Source organism: Prevotella aff. ruminicola Tc2-24 (genome assembly GCF_900110895.1).
Taxonomy (GTDB): Bacteria; Bacteroidota; Bacteroidia; order Bacteroidales; family Bacteroidaceae; genus Prevotella.
Map to the genome: position 1 here is coordinate 1 of NZ_FOIQ01000005.1, position 23553 is coordinate 23553.

Sequence of the window (23553 nt, forward strand, 5' to 3'; positions counted from 1 at the left end):
TACGGGCTATGCCCTACTAAGGGGAAGGTTGGATACGCGTTACTCACCCGTGCGCCGGTCGCCATCTATCAAAGCAAGCTTCGATAATGCTGCCCCTCGACTTGCATGTGTTAAGCCTGTAGCTAGCGTTCATCCTGAGCCAGGATCAAACTCTTCACTGTAAAAAAAATATCTTTATCCCTTACGGAATGTTATCTGTCTCAGAACGACTATCCAGTATCAAGTAATTGTTTAAAAGAATAAACGGTTCGTTTCTTCTACCCAAGAGCATCACTACAATGCTCTCGCTTCTTGTACTACTTCTGTCTATGTAAATCTTTCAAAGAACTCTCTTTTGTTTGCCTCAGCCTAGATTTTTAGGCGAAAGCGGATGCAAAGGTACGACAAATTTTGATACCATCCAAATTTTGGAGAAGAAAAATTCCCGAGAAGCAAAAACTTTTCGGGAATTATTACATTTGAAGGGAGTACCTTATATTATATATCTCACTCAAAGAGCTCTTCGAAGTCGTTATCGCTGCTTTCGAGTGCTTCGTCGACGAAGGAACAGGGGTCGTAGCCGGCAGGCAGATCGAAGGTGGCATCCTCGTTGTAACCCAACTGCGGATCGGCATATACTTTCTGCATGTAGAGGGCGAAGATAGGCAGGGCCATAGATGCGCCCTGACCGTAGAACATGGTGTTGAAATGGATGTCGCGATCGTCGCCGCCCACCCAACAAGCGTTCACCAACGTCGGGGTGATGCCCATAAACCAGGCGTCACTGTTGTTATTGGTGGTACCGGTCTTACCTGCAATGCTACCTTTCAGGCCATACTTGAAGCGCAGACGACCGGCGGTACCGCCATCGACGACGGCCTTCAGCATATAGAGCATCTTATGGGCACTCTCCTCGCTGATGACCTCGTTCATGCGGGGCTGGAACTGTGCGATGACATTTCCCTCGCCATCCTCGATCTTCGTCACGTACATCAGGGCGGCACGAATACCGTGGTTGACAAAGGCGGTATAGGCGCTGGCCATCTCGGCCACACTGATATCGCACGGACCCAGACAGAGCGACATCGAGGGATGGATCTCGGGGTTGCGGATGCCGTACTCACGCAGCAGGTCGACGAAGGCCTGCGGACTGAGCTTACTCATCAGGTAGGCAGAGATCCAGTTGTTCGACTGCTGGAGTCCCCACTTCAAAGTGACCATCTCGCCGTAGCGGGCACGACTGCCGTTGCGCGGTGTCCAGGGACGACCGGCCACCATATAGGTCTGCTGCACGTTGGGCGCCTCGTCGCACGGTGAGAATCCGTTCTCCATGGCCAACGAATAGAGATAAGGTTTGATGGTAGAACCGACCTGACGGCGACCCTCCGAAACCATATCATATGCAAAGTGCTCGTAGTTCAAACCACCGACATAAGCCTTGACATGTCCGTTCTGCGGGCACACGCTGACGAAGCCGGTGCGGAGGAACGACTTGTAATAGCGGATCGAGTCGATCGGCGTCATCGTCGTGTCAATCTCTCCATGATAGGTGAACACCGTCATACGTACCGGCGTGCGGAACGACTTCTGAATCTCATCTTCTGACGCGCCACTCTCATGGAGCACACGATAGCGCTCACTCTGTCGGATGGAGCGGTTGATAATCTGTCGCACCTGCTCAGGAGTGAGGTTCGACGAATAGGGCGCATTCGCTTTCTTCTGGTTCTCGGCAGCGAAGGCCGGCTGCAGGTATTTCACCACATGCTGGTAGGCAGCCTGCTCGGCATACTGCTGCATCTTAGAGTCGATGGTGGTATAGACCTTCAGACCGTCGGTATAGATGCTATAGTAGTCGCCATTACGTTTCCTGTTCTTGTTGCACCAGCCATAGAGGGGGTCGGTCTCCCAGTTGATGGAGTCGTTATAGTACTTCACCATGTTCCACGACGGATAGAGGGCACGATCGGGTTTCTTGGCAGTCATGTACTTCCTGAGGAACTCACGGAAATAGACGGCGATACCGTCGCGATGGTCGGAGACATGGAACTTCAGCGTAAGCGGCTCGGCACAGTATTTCTCGTAGTCGGCCTCACTGAGGTAACCAGCCTTCAGCATCTGTCCGAGCACGACATTACGACGGTCGCGACTCCGATCGGGGTATCTGACGGGGTTATAATATGAGGGGTTCTTACAGAGGCCCACGAGGGTGGCCGCCTCGGTGACGGTGAGATCCTTCGGCTCCTTACTAAAATAGGTGTCGGCAGCAACCTTGATGCCGACGGCATTATGCAGGAAGTCGAAATAGTTGAGGTACATGGTGATGATCTCGTCCTTGGTATAGTTACGCTCCAACTTGACGGCGATCACCCACTCTATCGGTTTCTGAAACAGACGTTCCATGGTGGACTTTGCCCGCTCGGAATAGAGCTGCTTGGCCAACTGTTGGGTGATGGTGGAACCACCACCGGCACTCTTCTGCCCTAACACGCCGCGCTTGATGATGGCACGTCCGAGGGCGTAGAAGTCGATGCCGGAATGATCGTAGAAACGAACATCCTCTGTGGCAACGAGCGCCTGCACCAAAGAAGTGGGCAGTTTGGAGTAGTCGACCATCACGCGGTTTTCACGGTTATAGTTCCACGTTCCCATGATCTTTCCATCGGCAGAATAGATCTGCGTGGCGAAGCGGTTGATCGGGTTCTGAAGGTCCTCAACAGGTGGCATGTAACCTATCCATCCTTTGTCTATCGCATAGAAAGCAAATACGGCTCCCAGCACAGATATTGTCAATAATGTCCAAAGAAAATAGACAAAAAGCTTTCTCATATGATCGATTTCTTTACTTTTTTCAGTATCTTGATGCAAAATTACGATTTTCTTTTAAATTATCGCACGGAAATCAGAAATATTGTGTAATTTTGCGCAAACAAAAACAAAAGAACGGATGGAAAAGCATAATTTTGTGACCATTGCCGATCTCACTCGGGAGAAGATTCTCTATATGATTGAGATGGCAGAGGAGTTTGAGAAACACCCCAACCGGGAACTGCTGAAAGGGAAAGTCGTGGCAACCCTTTTCTTCGAACCATCGACCCGCACCCGCCTGAGTTTTGAGACCGCTGCCAACCGCCTCGGTGCACGTGTCATCGGTTTCGCAGACCCGAAGATTACCAGTGGCACAAAAGGTGAAACGCTGAAAGACACCATCCTGATGGTATCGAACTATGCCGACGTGATCGTGATGCGTCACTTCATCGAGGGTGCTGCTCAGTATGCAGCAGAGGTGGCTCCGATACCTATCGTAAACGCCGGCGACGGAGCCCACCAGCACCCCTCACAGTGCATGCTCGACCTCTACTCTATCTATAAGACACAAGGCACACTGGAGAACCTGAATATCTATATGGTGGGCGACCTGAAATACGGCCGTACCGTGCACTCCCTGCTGATGGCCATGCGCCACTTCAACCCGACTTTCCATTTCGTGGCTCCCAAGGAACTGGCCATGCCTATCGAATACAAGATCTACTGTAAAGAGCATGGCATCAAGTATCAGGAGCATACGGCCTTCAACGAGAAGATTATCGCCGATGCGGATATTCTCTACATGACTCGTGTACAGAAGGAGCGCTTCTCCGACCTCATGGAGTATGAGCGGGTGAAGAACGTGTATGTGCTGAACAACGACATGCTGAAGTATGCCAAGCCCAACATGAAGATCTTGCACCCTCTGCCTCGTGTCAACGAGATCGCCTACGAGGTGGACGACAACCCGCATGCCTACTATATTCAGCAGGCGGGCAACGGTCTCTTTGCCCGTGAGGCTATCTTCTGCGATGTGCTGGGCATCACGCTCGACAAAGTGAAGAATGACAAGACAATCATTGAGGGTTAAGAGTTGAGAGTTTTGATTACCTTTATAGGGATTGAGGATTATGAATAAGAAAGAACGCTTAGTAGCTGCGATTGAGCACGGAACAGTGATTGATCACATTCCAACTGAGAAGACATACCAGGTGGCAAGTCTGCTCGGACTGTTTGAACTGAAGACGCCCGTCACCATCGGATTCAACTACCCATCAAAGAAGGTGGGATGCAAGGGTATCATCAAGGTGAGCGATAAATTCTTCACCGACGACGAGATATCCAGGCTCTCCGTGGTGGCACCGAACGTGATTCTCAGCATCATACGCGACTACGAGGTGGTGGAGAAGAAAGCCGTGGTGACACCCGAGGAGATCAAGGGCATCGTCAAATGTAATAACCCGAAATGCATCACGAACAACGAGCCCATGGCTACCCATTTCCATGTGGCCAACGGTGTTCTGACTTGTCGCTACTGCGAGAAGGAGCAGGATATTAATAAGGTGGAACTGTGTTGAAGGATTGAAGAATTTTAAAAACCCCATAAACAAAGACAATGAACAGAGACAACACAATCTTCGAGTTGATTGAGAAAGAGCATCAGCGCCAGCTTAAGGGCATCGAGCTGATCGCCAGTGAGAACTTCGTGAGCGACCAGGTCATGGAAGCCATGGGCAGTTACCTGACCAACAAATACGCTGAGGGCTATCCTGGACACCGTTACTACGGCGGTTGTCAGGTGGTCGACGAGGTGGAGCAGCTTGCCATCGACCGTGTATGCAAGCTCTTCGGCGCAGAGTACGCTAACGTACAGCCCCACTCCGGTGCACAGGCTAACGCAGCCGTTCTGCTGGCCGTTCTGCAGCCCGGTGACACCTTCATGGGTCTGAACCTCGCACATGGCGGACACCTCTCACATGGTTCACTGGTGAACACCAGTGGTATCCTGTATAAGCCCGTAGGCTATAACCTGAACCAAGAGACCGGTCGCGTGGACTACGACGAGATGGAGGCCCTGGCCCTAGAGCACAAGCCCAAGCTGATTATCGGTGGTGGCTCTGCTTACAGCCGCGAATGGGACTACAAGCGTATGCGTGAGATCGCCGACAAGGTAGGCGCTCTGCTGATGATCGATATGGCTCACCCCGCCGGTCTGATTGCCGCCGGTCTGCTGGAGAACCCCGTGAAGTGGGCACACATCGTGACCTCTACGACACACAAGACGCTCCGTGGTCCGCGTGGTGGTATCATCCTGATGGGTAAGGACTTCGAGAACCCATGGGGTCTGAAAACACCGAAGGGTGTAACGAAGATGATGAGCCAGCTGCTCAACTCGGCTGTCTTCCCCGGTCAGCAGGGTGGTCCGCTGGAGCATGTCATCGCTGCCAAGGCCGTGGCCTTCGGTGAGGCTCTGCAGCCTGAGTTCAAGGAGTGGGCTAAGCAGGTTCAGAAGAACGCCAAGGTTCTGGCCGACGAGTTGATTAAGCGTGGCTTCGCCATCGTGAGCGGCGGTACCGACAACCACTCGATGCTGGTTGACCTCCGTACGAAGTATCCCGACCTGACCGGTAAGGTTGCAGAGAACGCACTCGTTGCCGCCGACATCACCGTGAACAAGAACATGGTGCCGTTCGACAGTCGTAGCGCCTTCCAGACCTCTGGTATCCGTCTGGGTACACCGGCTATCACTACCCGTGGTGCTAAAGAGGATCTGATGATTCAGATTGCTGCATGGATTGAGGAGGTACTCAACGATCCCGAGAACCCAGAGGTGATCGCATCGGTTCGTGCTCGTGTGAACGAGAAGATGAAGGACTATCCTCTCTTCGCTTACTAAGCACTCAATCGCATCATGATAAAAAGAGGGGGCAGCCATCTGGCTGCCCCCTTTATTGTCTGGTTATCGACGTTCGTTATCTTCTGGTACGAGGACGGCTCGCCGGGCGAGCAACGGTCTTCGTACGGCTGGCAGTCTTCGTGTGGGCAACGGCACGGGTGCTCCTGCGAGCACCAGCGGCACTACTCTCTACCTTTGCCGTAGCGACATGGTCGTCGGTACGGTAGATGAAGTTCTCACCATAATAGCTGTACTCCCACACCACATAATAGATATGTGGACTGAGGTCGATCTGGAGTGTCTTAACGATAGCCCTGGTACGAGCTCTTCTTGTAGAAGCGGGTGCATCACCACCACCGGTGGTCGACGAGCTGTTGCCGTTATCAGCATTCTCGCCGTTCTCGCCCTCCTCACCTTCTACGGTCTCTGGATCGGGCACCTCGACCTCAACCTCTTCGTACATGACCAGATCGGCGAACTCGGCCTTCAAACTGCCCTTGCTGGCCAGTGCGCCAGTGGTTGCATCGTACGTTACAGTCTTCAGCTCCTTACCGTCGCGGAAGAGCGTGCACTTCGTCATCTGGATATCGAAGTCACTATTGTTGGTGATGGTAGATGACAGTTTTTCTACCACCGTCGTATCACCCTTCGTGAAGTTATTAGATTCCCATGCCGTAGCCAGCTTGTCGTCCAGATCCTTCGGTGCGACAACCGTCACCTTGACATTGTCGGTATGCTTCTGGTCGGGTGAGGTGACCGTGATCGTTGCCGTACCAGCACCCACAGCCTCAACCAGTCCTTCGCTGTCGACCGTTGCCACAGAGGTGTTAGACGACTTCCAAGAGACAGCCTCACCATTGGCATTGTGCAGATTCAACTTCTTGGTCTGGGTGGTATACAACTGGAAGTCCTCGTCCTTGATATAGAGGTTCTTGGTCTGCGTGATCGTAATCTTCTCAGAGAAATCCCACGTGGTGTTCTTCAGCGTCACAGTCGTTGTACGACTCGGCACCTTCGTGGTGAGAGGAGCGACTGTCAGGCGCTGGATGACCAGATCAAGCTCAGGCTTCGACTCACGACCTTCCGACGATATCCAACTATCCTCGGGGTTGAGATCGGTATCGAACGAGACGTTCGTCTGGACGTAGATGCTGACGGTACCACCGAATTCGTCGATGGTATAGCTGTTCTTCACGACACTGAACTTCGGATCGAAATGCTGGAAGATGGTGGTGATGTCCTCGACACCCGTTCTGTTGTCCACGATCCTTACCGTGGCCGTTCTCTCTTCCTCGCTATCGTTTCTGGCAACCTCGAGCACCACCGTAGAGGTGACAAGGCCGCGAGTCGCGTTGTTAGGCAGCGTGACCCAGTCGGCATCAAGGATCTCGACAGTATAGTCGACATTACTCTCAACGGTGATCTCAACCGTTCCGCCTTCGGAAGCCACCTCGTACTCACCCTCGCCAATCATGATGACATCGCACTGTTTCTGCGACACCTGGAAGGTACGTGAGGTCACGCCATCCTTGATATCGGAGATTGTAACGGTAGCGACACGGTCGTCGAACGTGTCGTTCGGGTCGACCGACACACGCAGCAGAGACTGGTCGGCCTCGATCGTCGCATGACACCAACTGGCATCGGTCGTAGCAGCATAGTTGGAGAGATCCTCATTGCGGTACACCTTCTCGTATGCCGTCTTCTCGGTAGGGATATACACACCTTCTTTGTCAAATCCCTTTTCACCTGTCAGATCATTAAGAATGAGCTCGTGCAGGCGGGTATGATATTCATCCTCACCACAGGAAGAGAGCCCTATGCCGAGCACCGTGATCAGCAGAAATATCCTTAAATACTTGATTGTCTTCATGATTCACTTGTTATAATTGTTACCTAATCGGCTGCAAAGATACAAACTTTTTATAAAACGGGCACGATTTGCCACATTATTTAATTATTTTTTTTCAATGTGACCTGCAAGGGATGACGGAGCATACGCAGATACCATGCTATCCGCGCCTCCCATTCCTGCGGCGTACGCACATCGTACTTTGCCCAGGCTGAACCGAAGTAATAGGTATACGGCTCACCCCGGTATTGAGGGAGCACACCCAGGGCATGCTGCTGCTGTTGACGGGTAGTCACCGTCCCCTCGGGGAAAAGCACGGCCACATATAACGGGGCATGATGCACATTGGGCTGATCGGTCGGATCGGTATACGACACGAAGTCGCGTCCCAGAACCACAGGCTCGGGATCCTCACGCTGGACGACCACTCCAGAGCAGAAGGCGACAGGACGGGACAGACCGTCGTAGGAGACCGTCATCCGATTGAAGTTTGAGCCTTTGTCGAGGGTGATGACCCGATGCTCGCGGATCGTATCGCCACAGACCACCCGCGGACTCTGTGTCAGGCGGACGGTGAAGCGTAGCGGACCTTCGTCGAGCACCTCATAACGCTCAAAGCAATAAGGCATGACGATACTGTCGGCGACCATCAGTGCCGGTGCCCCGCATCCCAGTGTGGCTCCCACCTTATAGGGGTCGAGACCACGCCCATGATCATGATGATAGGAAATGGTGCGATAGAGGGAGTCGCCCCGATGGCGATCAACACGGCGCAGTGAATCGACGGTAGGCATCATGACAATATCCTCGACATAGAAGCGCTGATCGACCACTAGCTCCGGTGTGTTCTTCGTCCACACATCGATGCCGAACGAGCGCTCGCCCGTGCGCTCAAGTGCCGGTCCGTAGACCCGGTAGGCGCCACGGTCGTTCTCCCATGCAAAGTCATCCTTCCGTTCGGGATGAAGGGCCCCATGGCATACCATGGGGAACGTCTGAGGCTGTCCCTTGGAGATGGTGAAACAAGCCACCCCACCCTTGCGGACCGCCGCTTCGATCAGGAGCTTCCCGTCGTGAGTGAGTTGGAAAGGCACGTCGAGTCCGGCGGCCTCCGTCACCCGAAGACTGTCGGCAGTCGTTCCGAGCTGTTGCAAGACACTGTCCAGAGGAAACTCCACCACCTGTTCACAATATTCGTCTGAGGTATTGGCCACCTCGACGGTCAAGAAGACCGCAGCCAGCAAAGAAAGGAGCGTGCTCATCGCAGTTCGCTATTGAAATGATTGACGGCCTGACGGTACAGGTGATAACGGGTGTTACCACCAAAGATGCTATGATTCCGGTTGGTATAGACAAGCTGACGGAAATCCTTGTCGGCCTGCACTAAGGCCTCGACATACTCTGCCGTATTCTGGTAATGCACATTATCGTCGGCCAGACCATGGCAGAGGAGAAGAGCACCATGCAGTTGTGGGGCACGGGAGATGGGGTTCACCTCGTCGTAGCCTTGCTGGTTCTCCTGTGGCGTACGCATATACCGTTCGGTATAGATCGAGTCGTAGAAGCGCCAGCAGGTCGGAGGAGCGATGGCCACTCCGGCACGGAAGACGGGGCGCCCCTCGGACATGGACATCAGGGTGTTCCAGCCACCGTACGACCATCCCCAGATGCCGATACGGTCTTTATCGACATACGACTGCTGTCCGAGCCATAGTGCCGTTTCCACCTGATCGCGGGCTTCGAGCTCGCCCAGACGGAGGTAGGTACATTTCTCGAACTCAGCGCCACGGCCGCCCGTGCCTCGGTTGTCGACACAGACACACACATAGCCCTGTTGGGCCAGGTACTGCTCGAGGATGGCCCCATTGCCGTTCATGCCGATGCCCCACTCGTTCAACACCTGTTGGTTGCCAGGACCGCCATACTGATACATGATGACCGGGTAGCGTTTCGACGGGTCAAAGTCGGCCGGCTTGACCATCCATCCGTTCAGGACGACGCCTTCGGATGTGGTAAAGGAGAAGAGCTCTTTCTTTCCTAAATCATAGGCGGCCAGTTTCTTGACAAGCGCCTGATTATCGATCAGCGTCTGCAGCACCTTTCCGTTCTGTTGGCAGAGCGTGTACTGAGCCGGATGATCCATGCTGCTCCATATATTAATGAAGTATTTGAGGTTCGTGCTGAAGATGGCGTTGTTCACACCGCCCTTCTGGGAGAGGATCTCCGTCTTACCGTTGGCATGAGCCACCATCACCTGCTGATCGGTAGCACCATTGGGGTTGGCCGAGAAATAGGTGTCGCCCGTCTGCTCATCATAGCCATACACGTGATTCACCACATAACGGTCTTTCACAATCTGTCGGACCAGTTGACCGTTCAGGTTGTAGAGATAGAGATGGTTATAACCATCGCGCTCACTGGGCAGAAGGATATGCTTGTCGGTGATCTTCACCTCTTCAAATGTCTCTTCCTTGATATACTTGTCGACCTTGTCTTCGATAGCCAACTGACATATCGTTGACAAGGGGTTAGCCATATAGATGCGAAGCATATCCTGGTGACGGTTCATGGTGAAGATGGCAACCTTAGAGGGATCGCTGGTGGCCTTGATACGTGGGATATAACCATCGGCATCCAACGGGAGATTGATCTTCCGTGTCTGGTGTGACTTGATGTCGTAGCTATAAACGCTGACCTCGGAATTGGTCTGACCGGGAACAGGATACTTATAGGTATATTCGCCGGGATACTCGGCGAACTCCTTCCGTTCTGGAGCCAGTCCCTTGAACAGTTGCAAGGTAAACTGCTTCACGGCACGCTCATCGTAACGTATCCAAACAATCTGCTTGGAGTCGGCCGTGAACACCATCGACGAGTTCGTGGAGAACTCCTCCTCATACACCCAGTCGGGGATGCCGTTGATCACCTCATTGAACTTCCCGTCCTTGGTCACCTGACTCTCGGCATTACCGTACAGGAGCTTGACGAGGTGGATATTATTATCGCGAACGAAGGCAATCAGATTGCCGTCGGGTGAGAATACCGGCGTCTGCTGCGGACCGCCATCGCTGAGCGGCATCAGTTTGTTGTTCCGGATATCATAGATATAATAGACGGCAGTGAACGAGCGGCGATAGATGGGTTTCGTAGCTGTCTGTATGAGCATGTACCGGCCATCCGGCCCCATGATATAGCCGTCGACCCGACTGATCTTCTCGCCACGAGCCGTTTCCACGTCGAACAAAACGCTCAGCTGCTTTCCCGTACGGAAAGAGAAGTTGACGATGCGTTTTCCATCGTTGCATATCTGACTATATGACTCTCCGTCGGCCATCGGACAGACAGCCTGCATCGACTCCGAGCGGAACTCACCACGGGTGATCTGTTTCAAATCCAGCTTCTCGCCAGCCACTGACGGCGTCAGGCTACATGCCATCACTGCTGCCAGGAAAAAAAGTTTCTTCATATTCATATTTTATTCATTGATCGTGCAAAGATAGCGTTTTTTTCCATAACTTTGCAAACGGATGGAATTAAATAAAGTGAATATACCTTATTATAATTATAACGACTATGGCACATGGATCCGCTGCCGTTTTCCCTTCCGTGTTCAGAAAATCTCGGTAGACGCAGGGTTCACCTGTCCGAACCGTGACGGGAGACTCTCGTCGGGAGGTTGTATCTATTGTGACAACCGATCGTTCAATCCCGGCTATTGCAGTAGGACGAAGAGTATCACCCAGCAATTGGAAGAGGGGAAGCGATTCTTCGCACACAAATATCCCGAGATGAAATATCTAGCCTATTTCCAGACCTATACGAACACGTATGCCGACCTTGAGACCCTCAAGAAACGCTATGAAGAGGCACTGGCAGTGGAGGATGTGGTGGGCATCATCATCGGTACCCGACCAGACTGTGTGTCGGATGAACTCCTTGCCTATCTTGCAAGACTGAGTCGGCAGACCTTTGTCATTGTGGAATACGGCATTGAGAGTGCCAACGAGCAGACCCTCAGATACATCAATAGAGGACACACCTTCGAGGATGTACGCACGGCAGTGGAACGGACACATGCCCAGGGAATCCTGACTGGCGGGCATATCATCCTAGGACTACCCGGGGAGGATGCAGCCGAGAGTATCCGTCAGGCACCACTCATCTCCGCCCTGCCCCTCGACATTCTGAAGATCCACCAGATGCAGGTGATCCGCGGCACACGACTGGCCGAGATCTATGAGCAGTCGCCTTTCCATGTATACTCTGCCGAGGCGTATATCCAACTCATCGCCCAATACATACAAAGACTGAGAAAGGATCTGGTTCTGGAGCGTTTCGTGTCGCAGGCGCCGCATGAGATGGTCATAGCACCACACTGGGGGCTCAAGAACTACGAGTTCACCCACCTACTGGTGAACTATCTGAAAAAGCACGAAATCTATCAGGGACAGTTAGCGGAAATCTGAGTACTCGTTATTCCGCAGCATCTGATCGACCGTCATATTCTTATTACGCTTCATATAACGGTCGACCAGTCGGATATATAACGACTGGAAAACGTTTTCGCCCATCGCCTTGTTGACCGTCCATTGAATCTTACCGATATGGATGTCCTGCTCCATCTGGGTCAGAACCCTGTTAAGCGGCATAGGATAGATGCTCAGCAAGTAGAAGCCGATACAGTCGGGCACCACATATCTGCGCGTCATCAGTTGAAGTTGACTCTCAGAATACCCATATTCGGCACGCTTGTAAAGGGGATAGTCGGAACCTAAGTACTTATCGAGACAAATGCCAATCGTGTTGTTACCGACAATAATGCTCTGGTCGAGTGAACCGATCTGCGCATATACCTCAGGGAGTTCCATATTGGGGATATTCTTCCGGAGATAGGTAAACGCCTTTGTCAGTTCGCTATTGATATCATCCATATTGGCATACTGCTGTTCAGCCTCTGATATCAGTGCCTGCAACGTCGAGTCTTGATAGAACCGAAGGAACTTGGTATTGATCTGCTGGTCGTTCACCTTACCAATATGCAGCACATCCTCGATCAACGTACGCGTCTGCATCGGGTAAGAGGTATTCATCTGCTGCAGGGCGGAGAAATCGCCTGTTGTCAGATATAGGCTCTGGATACGGTCATAGCGGTCAACGACAATTGTATCGTCCCCCTCATCGGAGGTCCTGAATTGCCATTCACAGCTGACGCAAACCAGCATGACGACGAACAGAATATAGTATACCTTGCGCACGATAGCGATCCTGAATGTTATACGATTGTTAAAAACAAGTGCAAATATACCAATAATTGTTCACAAAACAAAATTTTAACCTAAAAAAGATAAAAATTCGTATAAAAACCTGCGCATTTCTGTTTATTTGTGTAAAAATCATAAAGGAATTGCTCCTTTTTCCGTACTTTTGTATGAACTAAAACAGATCTCAAGAAAAGAATGAAAAGAATACTGATGCTGGCACTAACAGCCTCGTTCGTCTCTATAGTCATGGCAGAAGAGACGACGGTCTTATACCTGATGCGCAACACCTCCAAGACTGACCGCACAGACCAGCCCGTAGTCATCGACCTGAAGTCGTTCGGTCGTGTGGCATCTGCGATCGTGCAGAAAGACGGGAAGGAAATTCCCTGCCAGCTTGACGACCTGGATCAGGACGGTGAGAATGACGAGTTGTGTTTCCTCGTCGACAGTAAAGGTCATACGGAGACGACGTATCAGGTGACTCTTTGTGACGAGGGAGTGCCCCGGAAGTATCCGGCCCGTGTCTATACGGAGATGCTTATCCGTAACGACAAGGTGAAGGAGAAGAACAAGCATGACAACTATATCGAGTCGATCACAGCACGGGGTGACTGCGCCAACTCCTATAATATCCAGCATCATCACGGGGTGACCTTCGAGAGTGAGTTAAACGGCATCCGCATCTACTTCGACAAGCGCCAGACACTCGACCTCTACGGAAAGTTCCAAAAGCGCCTTGAGATCCAAGCCACCCAGTTCTATACATCAGCAGAACAGAAAGCAGCCGGCTATGGCGACGATGTGCTGTGGGTGGGTAACACCTTCGGACTTGGTGCTTTCCGCGGATGGGACGGACAGCAGCCGACGATGATTGATCCTGTGCGCAGTCGTACACAACGTATCATCTCGTATGGACCACTGCGAACGATCGTCGAAGTTGTGGACAAAGGTTGGCAGCCATATACTGACAAGTCGGCGGTAGATATGACCATCCGATACACGCAATATGCCGGTCACCGTGATACGGATGTGGATGTGTTCTTCAACAATGAGGTTGCAGACTACCAGTTCTCTACAGGTATCATCAACGTGAAAGGCTCTGAAGAGTATAGCGACGGACATGGTCTGCGCGCCTGTTGGGGCACCGACTGGCCATCGAGCGATACCATTAACTTCAAGCGTGAGACCGTAGGACTCGGTATCTATATTCCTATAAAATATGTGAGAAGTGAGGAAAAAGCAAATAAAGACAATTACGCGTTCGTTATCGGCACGTCGGATGAGGAGTCGACAGTGAACGATAGCACGGACAAGCACCACTTGAGTTACAAGGTTGTCTACTGTTCCGATAACGAGACCTTCGGATACCACTCGGCACAAGAATGGTTCGATTATCTCAGAAGATGGAAAAAAGAGGTTGATACGCCCCTCATCGTCGTGCGACACGACTAAGGAAGTTGCTCGAAGGTACGTCGTCTTTTCACATAGTACTGCCACAGCAAAGAGAAAGGTTTCCGCTCTGGTACAGCTTTCCCTATTCGTGATGCCTGGATGGCCTTTCGATCAGCACGGAATTCTTTTCGCCACTGCCGGAAGGCACGTCGTGCCCGATATACCGCCTTGAAGTCGCCTATGTTCCATTGCAGGATCAGCATCTCCCACGCAGCCAGGTAATCAAGGAACCAGCGCCAGCGCATGACACCTCGCAGTTCATCATCGGGCAGACATTTATAAAGCATCGTCAGATTATTACGGAAGTTCAGGAAGGTCTTCATCGGATTTGCCTTCGGCAGAGTTCCTCCTCCCACATGGTACACATGACTGTCGGGAAGACAAACGACCTTCCGTCCACGGATGCGAAGACGCCAGCACAAATCGATCTCCTCGCTATGAGCGAAGAATCGGCCGTCGAGGCCACCGACTTCCCAATAATCTTTTGAACGTATCATCAATGCCGCGCCAGTGGCCCAAAGGACCTCCGCCGGATCGTTGAACTGTCCTTTGTCTTCCTCAACCGTTTGGAAGACCCGTCCCCGACAGAAAGGATAACCGTATTTGTCGAGGTAGCCACCACACGCTCCGGCATACTCGAAACGATTTTTCTCGAACACCGAGAGCAGTTTGGGTTGACAGATTGCCGTATCCGTATGAGCATCCATATATTCGATGAGAGGTGTCAGCCAATGGGGTGTCACCTCGATATCTGAATTCAATAAGAGGAAATATTCTGCATCGACTTGCGCCAGAGCCTTATTATATCCTTCGGCAAAACCCCAGTTTCTGTCAAGTTCAATCAGACTACATGTGGGAAAATCCTTTCTTAGCATCTCGAGTGAGCCGTCGGTTGAGGCATTATCAGCCACATAAACCTTCGCCTCGTCGCAAGAATAGCGCAACACCGTAGGCAAATACTCTTTGAGCATCTTCTCGCCATTCCAGTTAAGAATCACAATCGCTAATTTTTCCATACACACATACCTATTATTAATATATAAGCCTACAGATTCACCTTTAAAGCCTGCTGGTCGCGAGTGAGCTCACCGAGTCTCACCTTCACCAGTTGGTTGTCCAACTCTGGATCGGCCTCCTGAGGAGGAAGTTCCACACGGATATAATTTCGGGTAAAGCCATGCATGGCCCTACCACGAGGAGCCTTCTCGAAGAGCACCTCAGCCTCCTGTCCGATATGCCGGCGATAGAAATCAACCGTCTTCTGGTCGGAAAGTTCCAACAAGCGCTTAGAACGCTCTTTTTTCTCACGGTCGCTCACGACATAAGGAATACTCAGAGCCGAAGTACCTGGGCGTTCTGAGTAAGGGAACACATGAAGCTGCGTCACATCCAGACCATCGAGAAACGCATACGTCTCCTCAAAACATGCCGGTGTCTCTCCACGACATCCCACCATCACGTCGACACCAATAAAAGCATCGGGCATCACCGTCTTGATTTTCTGTATCTTTTCGGCAAACAGTTGTGAGTCGTAATGTCTGTGCATCAGTTTCAGTACCGTATCACTACCACTCTGCAAAGGGATATGGAAATGTGGCATAAACGCCCGACTCTTCGCACAATAGGCAATCAGTTCGTCGGAGAGCAGATCTGGTTCCAAAGAACTAATCCGATATCGGCGTATTCCTTTTACAGCATCAAGAGCCTTGACCAAATCGACAAACGACTCTCCGGTGGTTTTTCCGAAATCGCCAATATTCACTCCCGTCAGAACAATCTCCTTACCACCCTCACGAGCGGCCTCCTCGGCCTGCTCAACCAACGAAGCAATGCTCGGGTTCCGACTGAATCCACGAGCATACGGGATTGTACAATACGTACAGAAATAGTCACAACCATCCTGCACTTTCAAGAAGTAACGCGTACGGTTACCGCGAGAACAGGAAGGAGCAAACGACTTGATATCTTTCGTCTTTACCTTATAATATTGATGCAGACTCTCATCGGCAGTCTTCTTAGACCATGCCTCTGAGAGATACTGTATCAAAACAGCCTTCTCGTTGGAGCCAAGCACCAGGTCGACCCCTTCGATGGCAGCCACCCGTTCTGCCTCCAACTGGGCATAACATCCAGTCACAACAACAAAGGCACCAGGATGTTGACGCACCATCCGACGGATAGCCTGTCGACACTTATGGTCAGCCACCTCAGTCACCGAACAGGTGTTGATCAGACAGATGTCGGCTCTTTGTCCTTTCTGAACAGTCCGCACGCCCATATCCTGAAGCATCCGACCGAAGGTGGATGTCTCAGAGAAATTCAGTTTGCACCCTAAGGTGTAATAAACTGCGGTCTTGCCCTGAAAAGCTGAGGTATCTATCATTTTACCAAGAAGTATTTCCTTTTTCGGGCACAAAGGTACGAATAAGTGAGTGAAATGCAAAAGGAAAACTTGTTTTTCTTTTCATTTCCGAACGAAAGCACTTTAGACACGAAGTGTCAAAGATACGAATAAGTGCATAAAATGCCAATTATATGGAGGTTTATCCAAAGCATCTCCTATAAGCACCTTTTTTAACATTTCATATTTGTTTGATTTACAATTACTTGCGAAAAAGTTACAAAATATGTCGAAAAAAAATCGAAAAAAATGATACGTCGTATTAAAAATATGCTTAACTTTGCAGCGTTTTAATAAACAAATGATTGTTTTACAGATTTAAAAGCTTAGAAAAAATGAAAAAATTGGTATTCATGTTCGTAGCAGTTGCTGCTATCTCTTTCGCTTCTTGTGGTAACAAGGCTCAGGCTCCTGTTGTAGACACAGACTCTATCGCAGAGGTTGACAGCATCATCGACAGCACCGCTGTTGATTCTGTTGTTGCTGCAGCTGACTCTGTTGTTGCTGAGTAATAGTAGCATACGAACTAGAGAGAAAAAGCCGTTGGACATATGTCCAACGGTATTTTTTTTGTATATACTTTTCAGACCTAATGGAATATGATAATTAAGCATCCATCCCAAATGAAAAATCCCGAGGACTGATGTCCTCGGGACGCTTGCGTCATAATAAATAATGATGCCTTACAGCAATAATTAATTATTAATTGTTTTTTAGATTCTATGAGTTATGCCTCTGCAGGAGCCTCAACCTCAGCGGTCTCGTCGATAGCCTCCTCAACGTCAGCATCAACCTCCTCCTCTGTTGCCTCAGCAGCCTTTGCAGCTCTTGCCTCAGCAGCAGCCTTGATAGCAGCATCAGCCTCAGCAGCAGCCTTCAGCTCCTCTGCATTCTCAGCTACAACCTTAACAGGAACCTCAACAGTAACCTCCTTGTGGAAGTGTACCAGAGCTACATAGTCGCCAATCTTCTTGGCATCCTTCATGGTGATAATCTTACGGTCAACATCCTTGCCGAGCTTTGCAAGCTCGTCGGCAACCTGAGCAGCACCAACAGATCCATAAAGCTGACCTGTAGCACTTACCTTTGCTGCGATCTCAAGAGAAACACCAGCAAGCTGGGCAGCCTTCTCCTCAGCAGCAGCCTTCAGGGCAGCCAACTTGTGAGCCTGCTGCTTCAGGTTCTCTGCGAGGATCTTCTTAGCTGATGGAGAAGCAATCACACCCTTTCCCTGAGGAATGAGGTAGTTGCGACCGTAACCAGACTTAACGTTCACGATATCGTTCTTGAATCCCAGACCGATAATATCTTCTTTCAGTATAATTTCCATATTCTTGCGTCCTCCTCTTTAATTATTTCATCAAATCGGTTACGTAAGGCAGCAGTGCGATCTGGCGGGCACGCTTCACGGCCTGAGCCACACGACGCTGATACTTCAGAGATGTTCCGGTGATACGGCGGGGAAGAATCTTACCCTGCTCATTGAGGAACTTCTTCAGGAACTCGGGATCCTTGTAGTCAATGTACTTGATACCGCTCTTCTTGAAACGGCAATACTTCTTCTTCTTCGTGTCGATAGAAGGAGCTGTCAAATAACGGATTTCACTTTGCTCTGCCATAGTTTAAGCCTCCTCTTTTTTACCAAGCTTTGCGCGACGCTTCTCGGCGTACTCTGCAGCATACTTGTCAAGTTTAACTGTCTGGAAACGGATTACTTTCTCGTCACGACGGAAAGCTGTCTCCAGAGTCTTAATCACTTCAGGCTCAGCCTTGAACTCTATCAGGCAGTAGAAACCTGTAGACTTCTTCTCGATAGCATAAGCCATCTTCTTCAATCCCCAGGCCTCTTCGTTAATAATCTCTGCACCCTTGTCGGTGAGGACTTTCTTGAATTTTGCGGCCGTTTCCTTCATCTGATCATCAGACAAAACGGGAGTTAAAATGAAAACGGTTTCGTATTGATTCATACTACGTTAATAAATAAAAAATTAATAATGTGCTTAAAGCGGCTGCAAAGGTACGAATTTTAGTTTATAGTTTATAGATTATAGATTACAGTTATGACCACTTTTAAGATTATTTAATATTTACCACCTTTTTTCTGTTGCCGAATGTGCAGAATCACACCAGAGACGACCAACAGAAGTCCGACCAGCAATATGAGGTTGGAAGAGGTCCAACCTGCAACATAACTAATCATCAAAAGGAGGGCGCCGATTACAATCAGCGCCACTCCCATATAGTCTAACAGAGTCTTCATATCTATCAACTCCAAACTATCGATTATTCCTCCTCTGGAGTAATCAGTTTGTATCCCTTACCATGGATATTGATAATCTCAATCTGACTATCCTCTTTCAGATGCTTACGCAACTTCGTGATATAGACATCCATTGAACGGGCATTGAAATAATTGTCATCGATCCATATGGTCTTTAGAGCGAAATCACGCTGCAGGATCTCGTTCGCATGACTACAAAGCAGAGCGAGCAACTCGTTCTCCTTCGTTGTGAGCTTTGTCTGCTTATCTCCGATGGTGAGCAACTGCTTCTGGGTATCGAAGGTAAACTTTCCGATATGATATACGGTAGACTCCTTGCTCTTCTTTCCCTTGGTACGACGAAGAATCGCTTCAATACGGAATACAAGCTCCTCCATAGAGAAAGGCTTGGTAATGTAGTCATCAGCGCCGAGCTTGAAACCTTCAAGGATATCTTCCTTCAGTATCTTGGCAGTGAGGAAGATAATGGGCACATCCGCATTAGCTGCACGAATCTCCTGAGCCAATGTGAAGCCATCCTTCTTAGGCATCATCACGTCGAGCACACAGATATCAAACTTGGCCTTGAGGAAAGCCTTAAAGCCAGCCTCACCATCGGCACAGAGTTCTGCTACAAAGCCTTTGGCCTGCAAATACTCACGAAGCAACATTCCGAGGTTCTCATCGTCCTCGCAAAGCAAGATTTTCAGTTTTTCTTCCATAATCGTTCTCTTTATTAAATTGTGAATAATTAGTCTTCCTTTAATGTCGGCAATGACACGGTAAACGTTGTGCCCTTCCCCAGTTCGCTTTCGCACTTGATCTCTCCCTCATGCAGATTGATGATCTTTTTCACATAAGCAAGGCCCAAGCCGAACCCTTTCACATCATGTACATTTCCTGTATGCACGCGATAGAATTTGTCGAAGATCTTCTTGACATTCTCCTTCTTGATACCAAGTCCTGTATCACGGATGCTGAAGCACAAGCGATCTCTCTCGTTCCACGTGCGGATATAGAGGTCAAGAGGCTGGTCGGGCTTACGGTATTTCACCGCATTGTCCATCAGGTTGGTGATAGCATTCTGGAAATGCACCTCATCGACGTATATGCCAGAATCCACCGCCTCAATATCTGTATATATCCTGCCACCGGTATGTTCCACACGCAAGGAGAAAGTACCGGCAATTGATTCAAGTAACTCATTAAGGTCGAGTTCTTTCTTCTTGAAAGAAGCCGTCTGGCGATCAAACATCGACATCTGGAGTACTTTCTCTACTAGGAAGCGTAAGCGCTTCGACTCATCGTTGATCACGCCACCCAGATGTTTCATCATATGCTGGCTCTTCTCCACCGAATCGTCGTTGAGCATCTGGGCTGCCAGTGAGATACTAGAGATTGGCGTCTTCAGCTCATGCGTCATATTATTGATAAAGTCGTTCTTAATCTCTGTATAGCGTTTCTGTCTGAAGATGACGAAGATCGTGAAGATAAACGTGAGCAGCAGCACAACGGTAAAAACCATCGCAGGAATCATGAACCTGACACTTGAGAATATATATGAGTTCATGTCAGGGAAGTGGATCTTCACCACACCCATCTTCGATGACGGGTCGTTACGGAACAGAGTCTGCTTATATGTATACTCCTCCCCTTCTTCTGTATAGTCCGGGCAACGATACACCTCGCGTCCATCGGCAGTTTCCACCCGAAAATGATAGGGGATATTAATACCATTGTTCATCAATTCGGCACGGATATCCTGATCAAGGAGTTTGAAATTGACACGCTCCTTCAGGGGCTTGTCACTGGCCGTATAGAGGATATTATATACAACTTCATCGAGCAGTGCTTTCTGATAGACATAGCGGTTACGAACGATCTCCTGAAGTGATTTAGAAGCCTCAGAGATAGAGTTCTTGTCAGTACGCAAGATCATAGCCTTAGGTACATTTGCCGGCTTGATGGCAAATGTCTTCAACTCGAAAGAGGAATAAACCGTTCCGTCATCGGCAGCTACTGCGAACTGATGGCTCTGTTTGATGGTACCGTCGAGTCCGTCAACCATGACAGAATCCTGTCTGACAGCTCTACGTTCTGTCTGTCTGACATCCTTCTCCAGATAACGAAGCGTCTCGTTCATCTCCAGATTCCGCGATGCCTGGTAGAGGCTACGGTTCACAGACTCATCAAACTGTTCTTTCTTCATCTTCGCCATCTCCTCGATATAGGAGATTTGAAGAAGGAGAAGTCCCACGAACGAGAGTCCCATGATTATCGCAATGATCCAAATTGTACTTTTCTTCATATCTGCAGCAAAGATATGCCATTTCTTAAAAAACAGTCTCTATTATGTTAATTATTTCTCGCATATTTTAAACAATTAACAGAATTACATATTTATAGTTCTATTATTACAACTAAACAAAAAAAAGAAGGATGGAACGTGATGCTCCATCCTTCTCGTTTTCAAATATTGTACGAAGATTAATCCTCTTCCTTCATCTCCTCCTCGTGCTGCTTGATGAGTGCCTGCTGTATATCATTCGGAACGAGTTCGTATGAAGCGAACTTCGTGGTGAACGATGCGCGGCCACCTGTCAGTGAACTTAATGCAATAGAATAGCTAGAGAGTTCTTTAAGGGGGATCTTAGCAGTTAACTTCTGATAACCAGCCTCGGAATCCATACCCATGATGATGGCACGACGTCCCTGCAGGTCGCTCATGACATCACCCATATAGTCGGCAGGCACGAGCACTTCAAGATCGTAGATTGGCTCAAGCACCTTCGGACCTGCCTCCTTGAAAGCTGCAGAGAAGGCATTACGGGCAGCAAGCATGAACGAGAGCTCATTAGAATCAACCGGGTGCATCTTTCCATCGTAGACGATAACACGTACATCACGAGCATACGAACCGGTAAGTGGTCCCTGTTCCATACGTTCCATGACACCCTTCAAAATAGCGGGCATAAAGCGAAGATCGATAGCACCACCAACAACAGAGTTGATGAAGACAAGCTTACCACCCCAGTCTAAGTCAATCTCTTCCTTGCCCTTGATATTCATCTTGAATTCCTGACCGTTAATCTTGAATGATGTAGGATCAGGCATACCTTCTGTATAAGGCTCCACAATAAGATGAACTTCACCAAACTGACCAGCACCACCCGACTGTTTCTTATGACGATAGTCGGCACGAGCCATCTTCGTGATGGTCTCACGATACGGAATCTTCGGTTCAATATACTCAATCTGGATCTTCTCATTATTTTCCATACGCCACTTTAGGGTACGCAGGTGGAACTCGCCTTGTCCGTGGACAATAATCTGGCGCAACTCCTTCGATTGCTCAACAACCCATGTCGGATCCTCCTGACGCATCTTCTGCAAGGCAGCCATCATCTTCTCCGTCTCAGCCTCATTAACAGCCTTGATAGCACGTGAGAACTTTGAGTTAGGATACTTGATGAAATCAAAACGATTCTCGTCGTCCTTTGCATTCAGTGTGTTACCCGTCTTCACATCCTTTAGTTTTACGGTACAGCCAATATCACCGGCCACAAGCTGATCTACCTGAATACGGTTAGCACCTGCACAAGCATAAATCGTGCCAATACGCTCTTTAGAACCACGGTCGGCATTGGTCAGATCGTCACCGCTCTTCACGACGCCGCTCATAACTTTGAAGTAACTCACTTCACCGATATGAGGCTCAACACCAGTCTTAAAGAAATAAAGTGATGTGGGAGCAGAAGCATCGGCAGGCACATCTTTACCGGCCGCATTCTTGACGACAGGCATCTCACTAACGAACGGAACAACGTTACCAAGGAACTCCATCAGACGACGGACACCCATATCACGACCTGCACAGACACAGAACACAGGGAAGATGGAACGTGTCACAAGACCCTTACGGATACCCTCACGCATCTCATCCTCTGTCAGGTCCTCACTCTCAAAGAATTTCTCCATGAGGGTGTCGTCACCCGCAGCAGCAGCCTCAACAAGAGCTGCCTTCATCTCCTTAGCCTTCTCCAACTGATCAGCAGGAATATCTTCAATGATAGGAGCACCACCTTCAGGCTTCCAAGAGTATTTCTTCATCAACAGCACATCTATAACGGCGTTGAATCCTGCTCCAGTAGCAATAGGATACTGCACCGGCACGCAATTCGGGCCATAGACCTCCTTCAACTGTCCGAGAATCTGATCGAAATCGCAGTTATCGCGGTCCAACTGGTTGACGAGGAAGATCACAGGTTTCTTCAGTTTCTCTGTGTTACGGAAAGCGTTCATCGTACCGACCTCCGGACCATACTGTCCATTGACAAGAATTACAGCCTGATCGGTAACATTAAGAGCGGTAATAGCACCACCCACGAAGTCGTCGCTACCCGGGCAATCGATAATATTTAGTTTCTTATTATTCCATTCCACATGAAAAACGGTTGAGAAGACTGAATAACCGTACTCCTGTTCCACGGGGAAATAATCACTGACGGTGTTCTTCTGCTCAACCGAACCACGACGTTTGATGATACCAGCTTCGAAAAGCATACTTTCGGCAAGAGTAGTCTTGCCGCTACCCGCACTGCCAATGAGTGCGATGTTTTTAATCTCGTTTGTTTGATATACTTTCAT

20 protein-coding genes and 1 rRNA gene are annotated in these 23553 nt (G+C 49.7%); 6 read left to right on the top strand and 15 right to left on the bottom strand.

Annotated features, from left to right (window positions below; genetic code table 11):
* A 16S ribosomal RNA gene (locus BMY63_RS12410) occupies positions 1-161 on the bottom strand; the annotation flags it as partial.
* Between the two features lie 325 nt (positions 162-486).
* Positions 487-2805, bottom strand: coding sequence for a transglycosylase domain-containing protein (locus BMY63_RS09450; protein ID WP_091916253.1), 2319 nt, complete (start codon positions 2803-2805; stop codon positions 487-489).
* Positions 2806-2923: 118 nt separating this feature from the next.
* Here BMY63_RS09450 and pyrB point away from each other — a divergent pair, with 118 nt between their 5' ends.
* The 3 genes from pyrB to glyA are packed head-to-tail and all read left to right on the top strand — an operon-like array spanning position 2924 to position 5680.
* Positions 2924-3874, top strand: coding sequence for an aspartate carbamoyltransferase (gene pyrB, locus BMY63_RS09455; RefSeq protein WP_091902269.1), 951 nt, complete (start codon positions 2924-2926; stop codon positions 3872-3874).
* 40 nt (positions 3875-3914) lie between these two features.
* Positions 3915-4361, top strand: a complete 447-nt coding sequence (locus BMY63_RS09460; protein ID WP_091902270.1) for an aspartate carbamoyltransferase regulatory subunit — start codon at positions 3915-3917, stop codon at positions 4359-4361.
* 38 nt (positions 4362-4399) lie between these two features.
* Positions 4400-5680 (top strand): serine hydroxymethyltransferase, encoded by a 1281-nt coding sequence (gene glyA, locus BMY63_RS09465; protein ID WP_091902271.1) that lies wholly within the window; start codon positions 4400-4402, stop codon positions 5678-5680.
* Between the two features lie 76 nt (positions 5681-5756).
* Here the strand turns inward: glyA and BMY63_RS09470 are convergent, their stop codons facing one another.
* The 3 genes from BMY63_RS09470 to BMY63_RS09480 all read right to left on the bottom strand — a co-directional run bounded on the left by BMY63_RS09470 (position 5757) and on the right by BMY63_RS09480 (position 10998).
* Positions 5757-7553 (bottom strand): Ig-like domain-containing protein, encoded by a 1797-nt coding sequence (locus BMY63_RS09470; RefSeq protein WP_091916255.1) that lies wholly within the window; start codon positions 7551-7553, stop codon positions 5757-5759.
* A gap of 80 nt (positions 7554-7633) precedes the next feature.
* Positions 7634-8794, bottom strand: a complete 1161-nt coding sequence (locus BMY63_RS09475; protein WP_091916257.1) for a DUF4861 family protein — start codon at positions 8792-8794, stop codon at positions 7634-7636.
* A complete protein-coding gene (locus BMY63_RS09480; protein ID WP_091916645.1) occupies positions 8791-10998 on the bottom strand; it encodes a S9 family peptidase in 2208 nt (735 codons plus the stop codon). Before BMY63_RS09480 ends, BMY63_RS09475 begins: the two co-directional genes overlap by 4 nt.
* 61 nt (positions 10999-11059) lie before the next feature.
* Between BMY63_RS09480 and BMY63_RS09485 the strand changes: the two genes are divergently transcribed.
* A complete protein-coding gene (locus BMY63_RS09485; protein WP_091916258.1) occupies positions 11060-11998 on the top strand; it encodes a tRNA modification radical SAM protein MnmL/YtqA in 939 nt (312 codons plus the stop codon).
* Here the strand turns inward: BMY63_RS09485 and BMY63_RS09490 are convergent.
* Positions 11984-12787: a gliding motility protein GldB-related protein gene (locus tag BMY63_RS09490; protein ID WP_091902275.1), complete on the bottom strand. Its 804-nt coding sequence runs from the start codon at positions 12785-12787 to the stop codon at positions 11984-11986. The genes BMY63_RS09485 and BMY63_RS09490 overlap by 15 nt on opposite strands.
* A gap of 201 nt (positions 12788-12988) precedes the next feature.
* Here BMY63_RS09490 and BMY63_RS09495 point away from each other — a divergent pair, with 201 nt between their 5' ends.
* On the top strand, positions 12989-14245 hold the full coding sequence (locus BMY63_RS09495) for a DUF4861 domain-containing protein (RefSeq protein WP_256218995.1): 1257 nt from the start codon (positions 12989-12991) through the stop codon (positions 14243-14245).
* On the opposite strand, the gene BMY63_RS09500 is transcribed toward BMY63_RS09495, so the two are convergent.
* Both BMY63_RS09500 and mtaB read right to left on the bottom strand, forming a co-directional pair.
* Positions 14242-15261, bottom strand: a complete 1020-nt coding sequence (locus BMY63_RS09500; RefSeq protein ID WP_091902276.1) for a glycosyltransferase family 2 protein — start codon at positions 15259-15261, stop codon at positions 14242-14244. The two genes, BMY63_RS09495 and BMY63_RS09500, sit on opposite strands and share 4 nt — an antisense overlap.
* 29 nt (positions 15262-15290) lie before the next feature.
* Complete coding sequence (gene mtaB / locus BMY63_RS09505; protein WP_091916259.1) at positions 15291-16628, bottom strand: tRNA (N(6)-L-threonylcarbamoyladenosine(37)-C(2))-methylthiotransferase MtaB; 1338 nt, start codon at positions 16626-16628, stop codon at positions 15291-15293.
* A 353-nt stretch (positions 16629-16981) separates the two neighbouring features.
* Between mtaB and BMY63_RS12355 the strand changes: the two genes are divergently transcribed.
* Positions 16982-17158 carry a PG1828 family lipoprotein gene (locus BMY63_RS12355; RefSeq protein WP_176771131.1) on the top strand — a complete coding sequence of 59 codons (177 nt, stop codon included), beginning with the start codon at positions 16982-16984 and terminating at the stop codon, positions 17156-17158.
* A gap of 215 nt (positions 17159-17373) precedes the next feature.
* On the opposite strand, the gene rplI is transcribed toward BMY63_RS12355, so the two are convergent.
* From rplI to BMY63_RS09540, 7 genes are all read right to left on the bottom strand, one after another.
* A complete protein-coding gene (rplI, locus tag BMY63_RS09510) occupies positions 17374-17976 on the bottom strand; it encodes a 50S ribosomal protein L9 (protein WP_091902278.1) in 603 nt (200 codons plus the stop codon).
* Positions 17977-17998: 22 nt separating this feature from the next.
* Entirely contained in the window at positions 17999-18265 is a 267-nt protein-coding gene (rpsR, locus tag BMY63_RS09515) for a 30S ribosomal protein S18 (RefSeq protein WP_013064765.1), read from the bottom strand.
* Positions 18266-18268: 3 nt separating this feature from the next.
* Positions 18269-18613, bottom strand: coding sequence for a 30S ribosomal protein S6 (rpsF, locus tag BMY63_RS09520; RefSeq protein WP_091902279.1), 345 nt, complete (start codon positions 18611-18613; stop codon positions 18269-18271).
* 113 nt (positions 18614-18726) lie between these two features.
* A complete protein-coding gene (locus tag BMY63_RS09525; RefSeq protein WP_091902280.1) occupies positions 18727-18906 on the bottom strand; it encodes a hypothetical protein in 180 nt (59 codons plus the stop codon).
* A gap of 23 nt (positions 18907-18929) precedes the next feature.
* On the bottom strand, positions 18930-19628 hold the full coding sequence (gene rprY / locus BMY63_RS09530; protein ID WP_091902281.1) for a response regulator transcription factor RprY: 699 nt from the start codon (positions 19626-19628) through the stop codon (positions 18930-18932).
* Between the two features lie 29 nt (positions 19629-19657).
* On the bottom strand, positions 19658-21214 hold the full coding sequence (locus tag BMY63_RS09535; protein WP_091916260.1) for a sensor histidine kinase: 1557 nt from the start codon (positions 21212-21214) through the stop codon (positions 19658-19660).
* Positions 21215-21393: 179 nt separating this feature from the next.
* Positions 21394-23553, bottom strand: coding sequence for an elongation factor G (locus BMY63_RS09540; protein ID WP_091902283.1), 2160 nt, complete (start codon positions 23551-23553; stop codon positions 21394-21396).

Coding starts and splice junctions, on each gene's coding strand:
- BMY63_RS09450 (WP_091916253.1), bottom strand. CDS start 2,805: ATGAGAAAGCTTTTTGTCTATTTTCTTTGGACATTATTGACAATATCT.
- pyrB (WP_091902269.1), top strand. CDS start 2,924: ATGGAAAAGCATAATTTTGTGACCATTGCCGATCTCACTCGGGAGAAG.
- BMY63_RS09460 (WP_091902270.1), top strand. CDS start 3,915: ATGAATAAGAAAGAACGCTTAGTAGCTGCGATTGAGCACGGAACAGTG.
- glyA (WP_091902271.1), top strand. CDS start 4,400: ATGAACAGAGACAACACAATCTTCGAGTTGATTGAGAAAGAGCATCAG.
- BMY63_RS09470 (WP_091916255.1), bottom strand. CDS start 7,553: ATGAAGACAATCAAGTATTTAAGGATATTTCTGCTGATCACGGTGCTC.
- BMY63_RS09475 (WP_091916257.1), bottom strand. CDS start 8,794: ATGAGCACGCTCCTTTCTTTGCTGGCTGCGGTCTTCTTGACCGTCGAG.
- BMY63_RS09480 (WP_091916645.1), bottom strand. CDS start 10,998: ATGAAGAAACTTTTTTTCCTGGCAGCAGTGATGGCATGTAGCCTGACG.
- BMY63_RS09485 (WP_091916258.1), top strand. CDS start 11,060: ATGGAATTAAATAAAGTGAATATACCTTATTATAATTATAACGACTAT.
- BMY63_RS09495 (WP_256218995.1), top strand. CDS start 12,989: ATGAAAAGAATACTGATGCTGGCACTAACAGCCTCGTTCGTCTCTATA.
- BMY63_RS09500 (WP_091902276.1), bottom strand. CDS start 15,261: ATGGAAAAATTAGCGATTGTGATTCTTAACTGGAATGGCGAGAAGATG.
- mtaB (WP_091916259.1), bottom strand. CDS start 16,628: ATGATAGATACCTCAGCTTTTCAGGGCAAGACCGCAGTTTATTACACC.
- BMY63_RS12355 (WP_176771131.1), top strand. CDS start 16,982: ATGAAAAAATTGGTATTCATGTTCGTAGCAGTTGCTGCTATCTCTTTC.
- rplI (WP_091902278.1), bottom strand. CDS start 17,976: ATGGAAATTATACTGAAAGAAGATATTATCGGTCTGGGATTCAAGAAC.
- rpsR (WP_013064765.1), bottom strand. CDS start 18,265: ATGGCAGAGCAAAGTGAAATCCGTTATTTGACAGCTCCTTCTATCGAC.
- rpsF (WP_091902279.1), bottom strand. CDS start 18,613: ATGAATCAATACGAAACCGTTTTCATTTTAACTCCCGTTTTGTCTGAT.
- BMY63_RS09525 (WP_091902280.1), bottom strand. CDS start 18,906: ATGAAGACTCTGTTAGACTATATGGGAGTGGCGCTGATTGTAATCGGC.
- rprY (WP_091902281.1), bottom strand. CDS start 19,628: ATGGAAGAAAAACTGAAAATCTTGCTTTGCGAGGACGATGAGAACCTC.
- BMY63_RS09535 (WP_091916260.1), bottom strand. CDS start 21,214: ATGAAGAAAAGTACAATTTGGATCATTGCGATAATCATGGGACTCTCG.
- BMY63_RS09540 (WP_091902283.1), bottom strand. CDS start 23,553: ATGAAAGTATATCAAACAAACGAGATTAAAAACATCGCACTCATTGGC.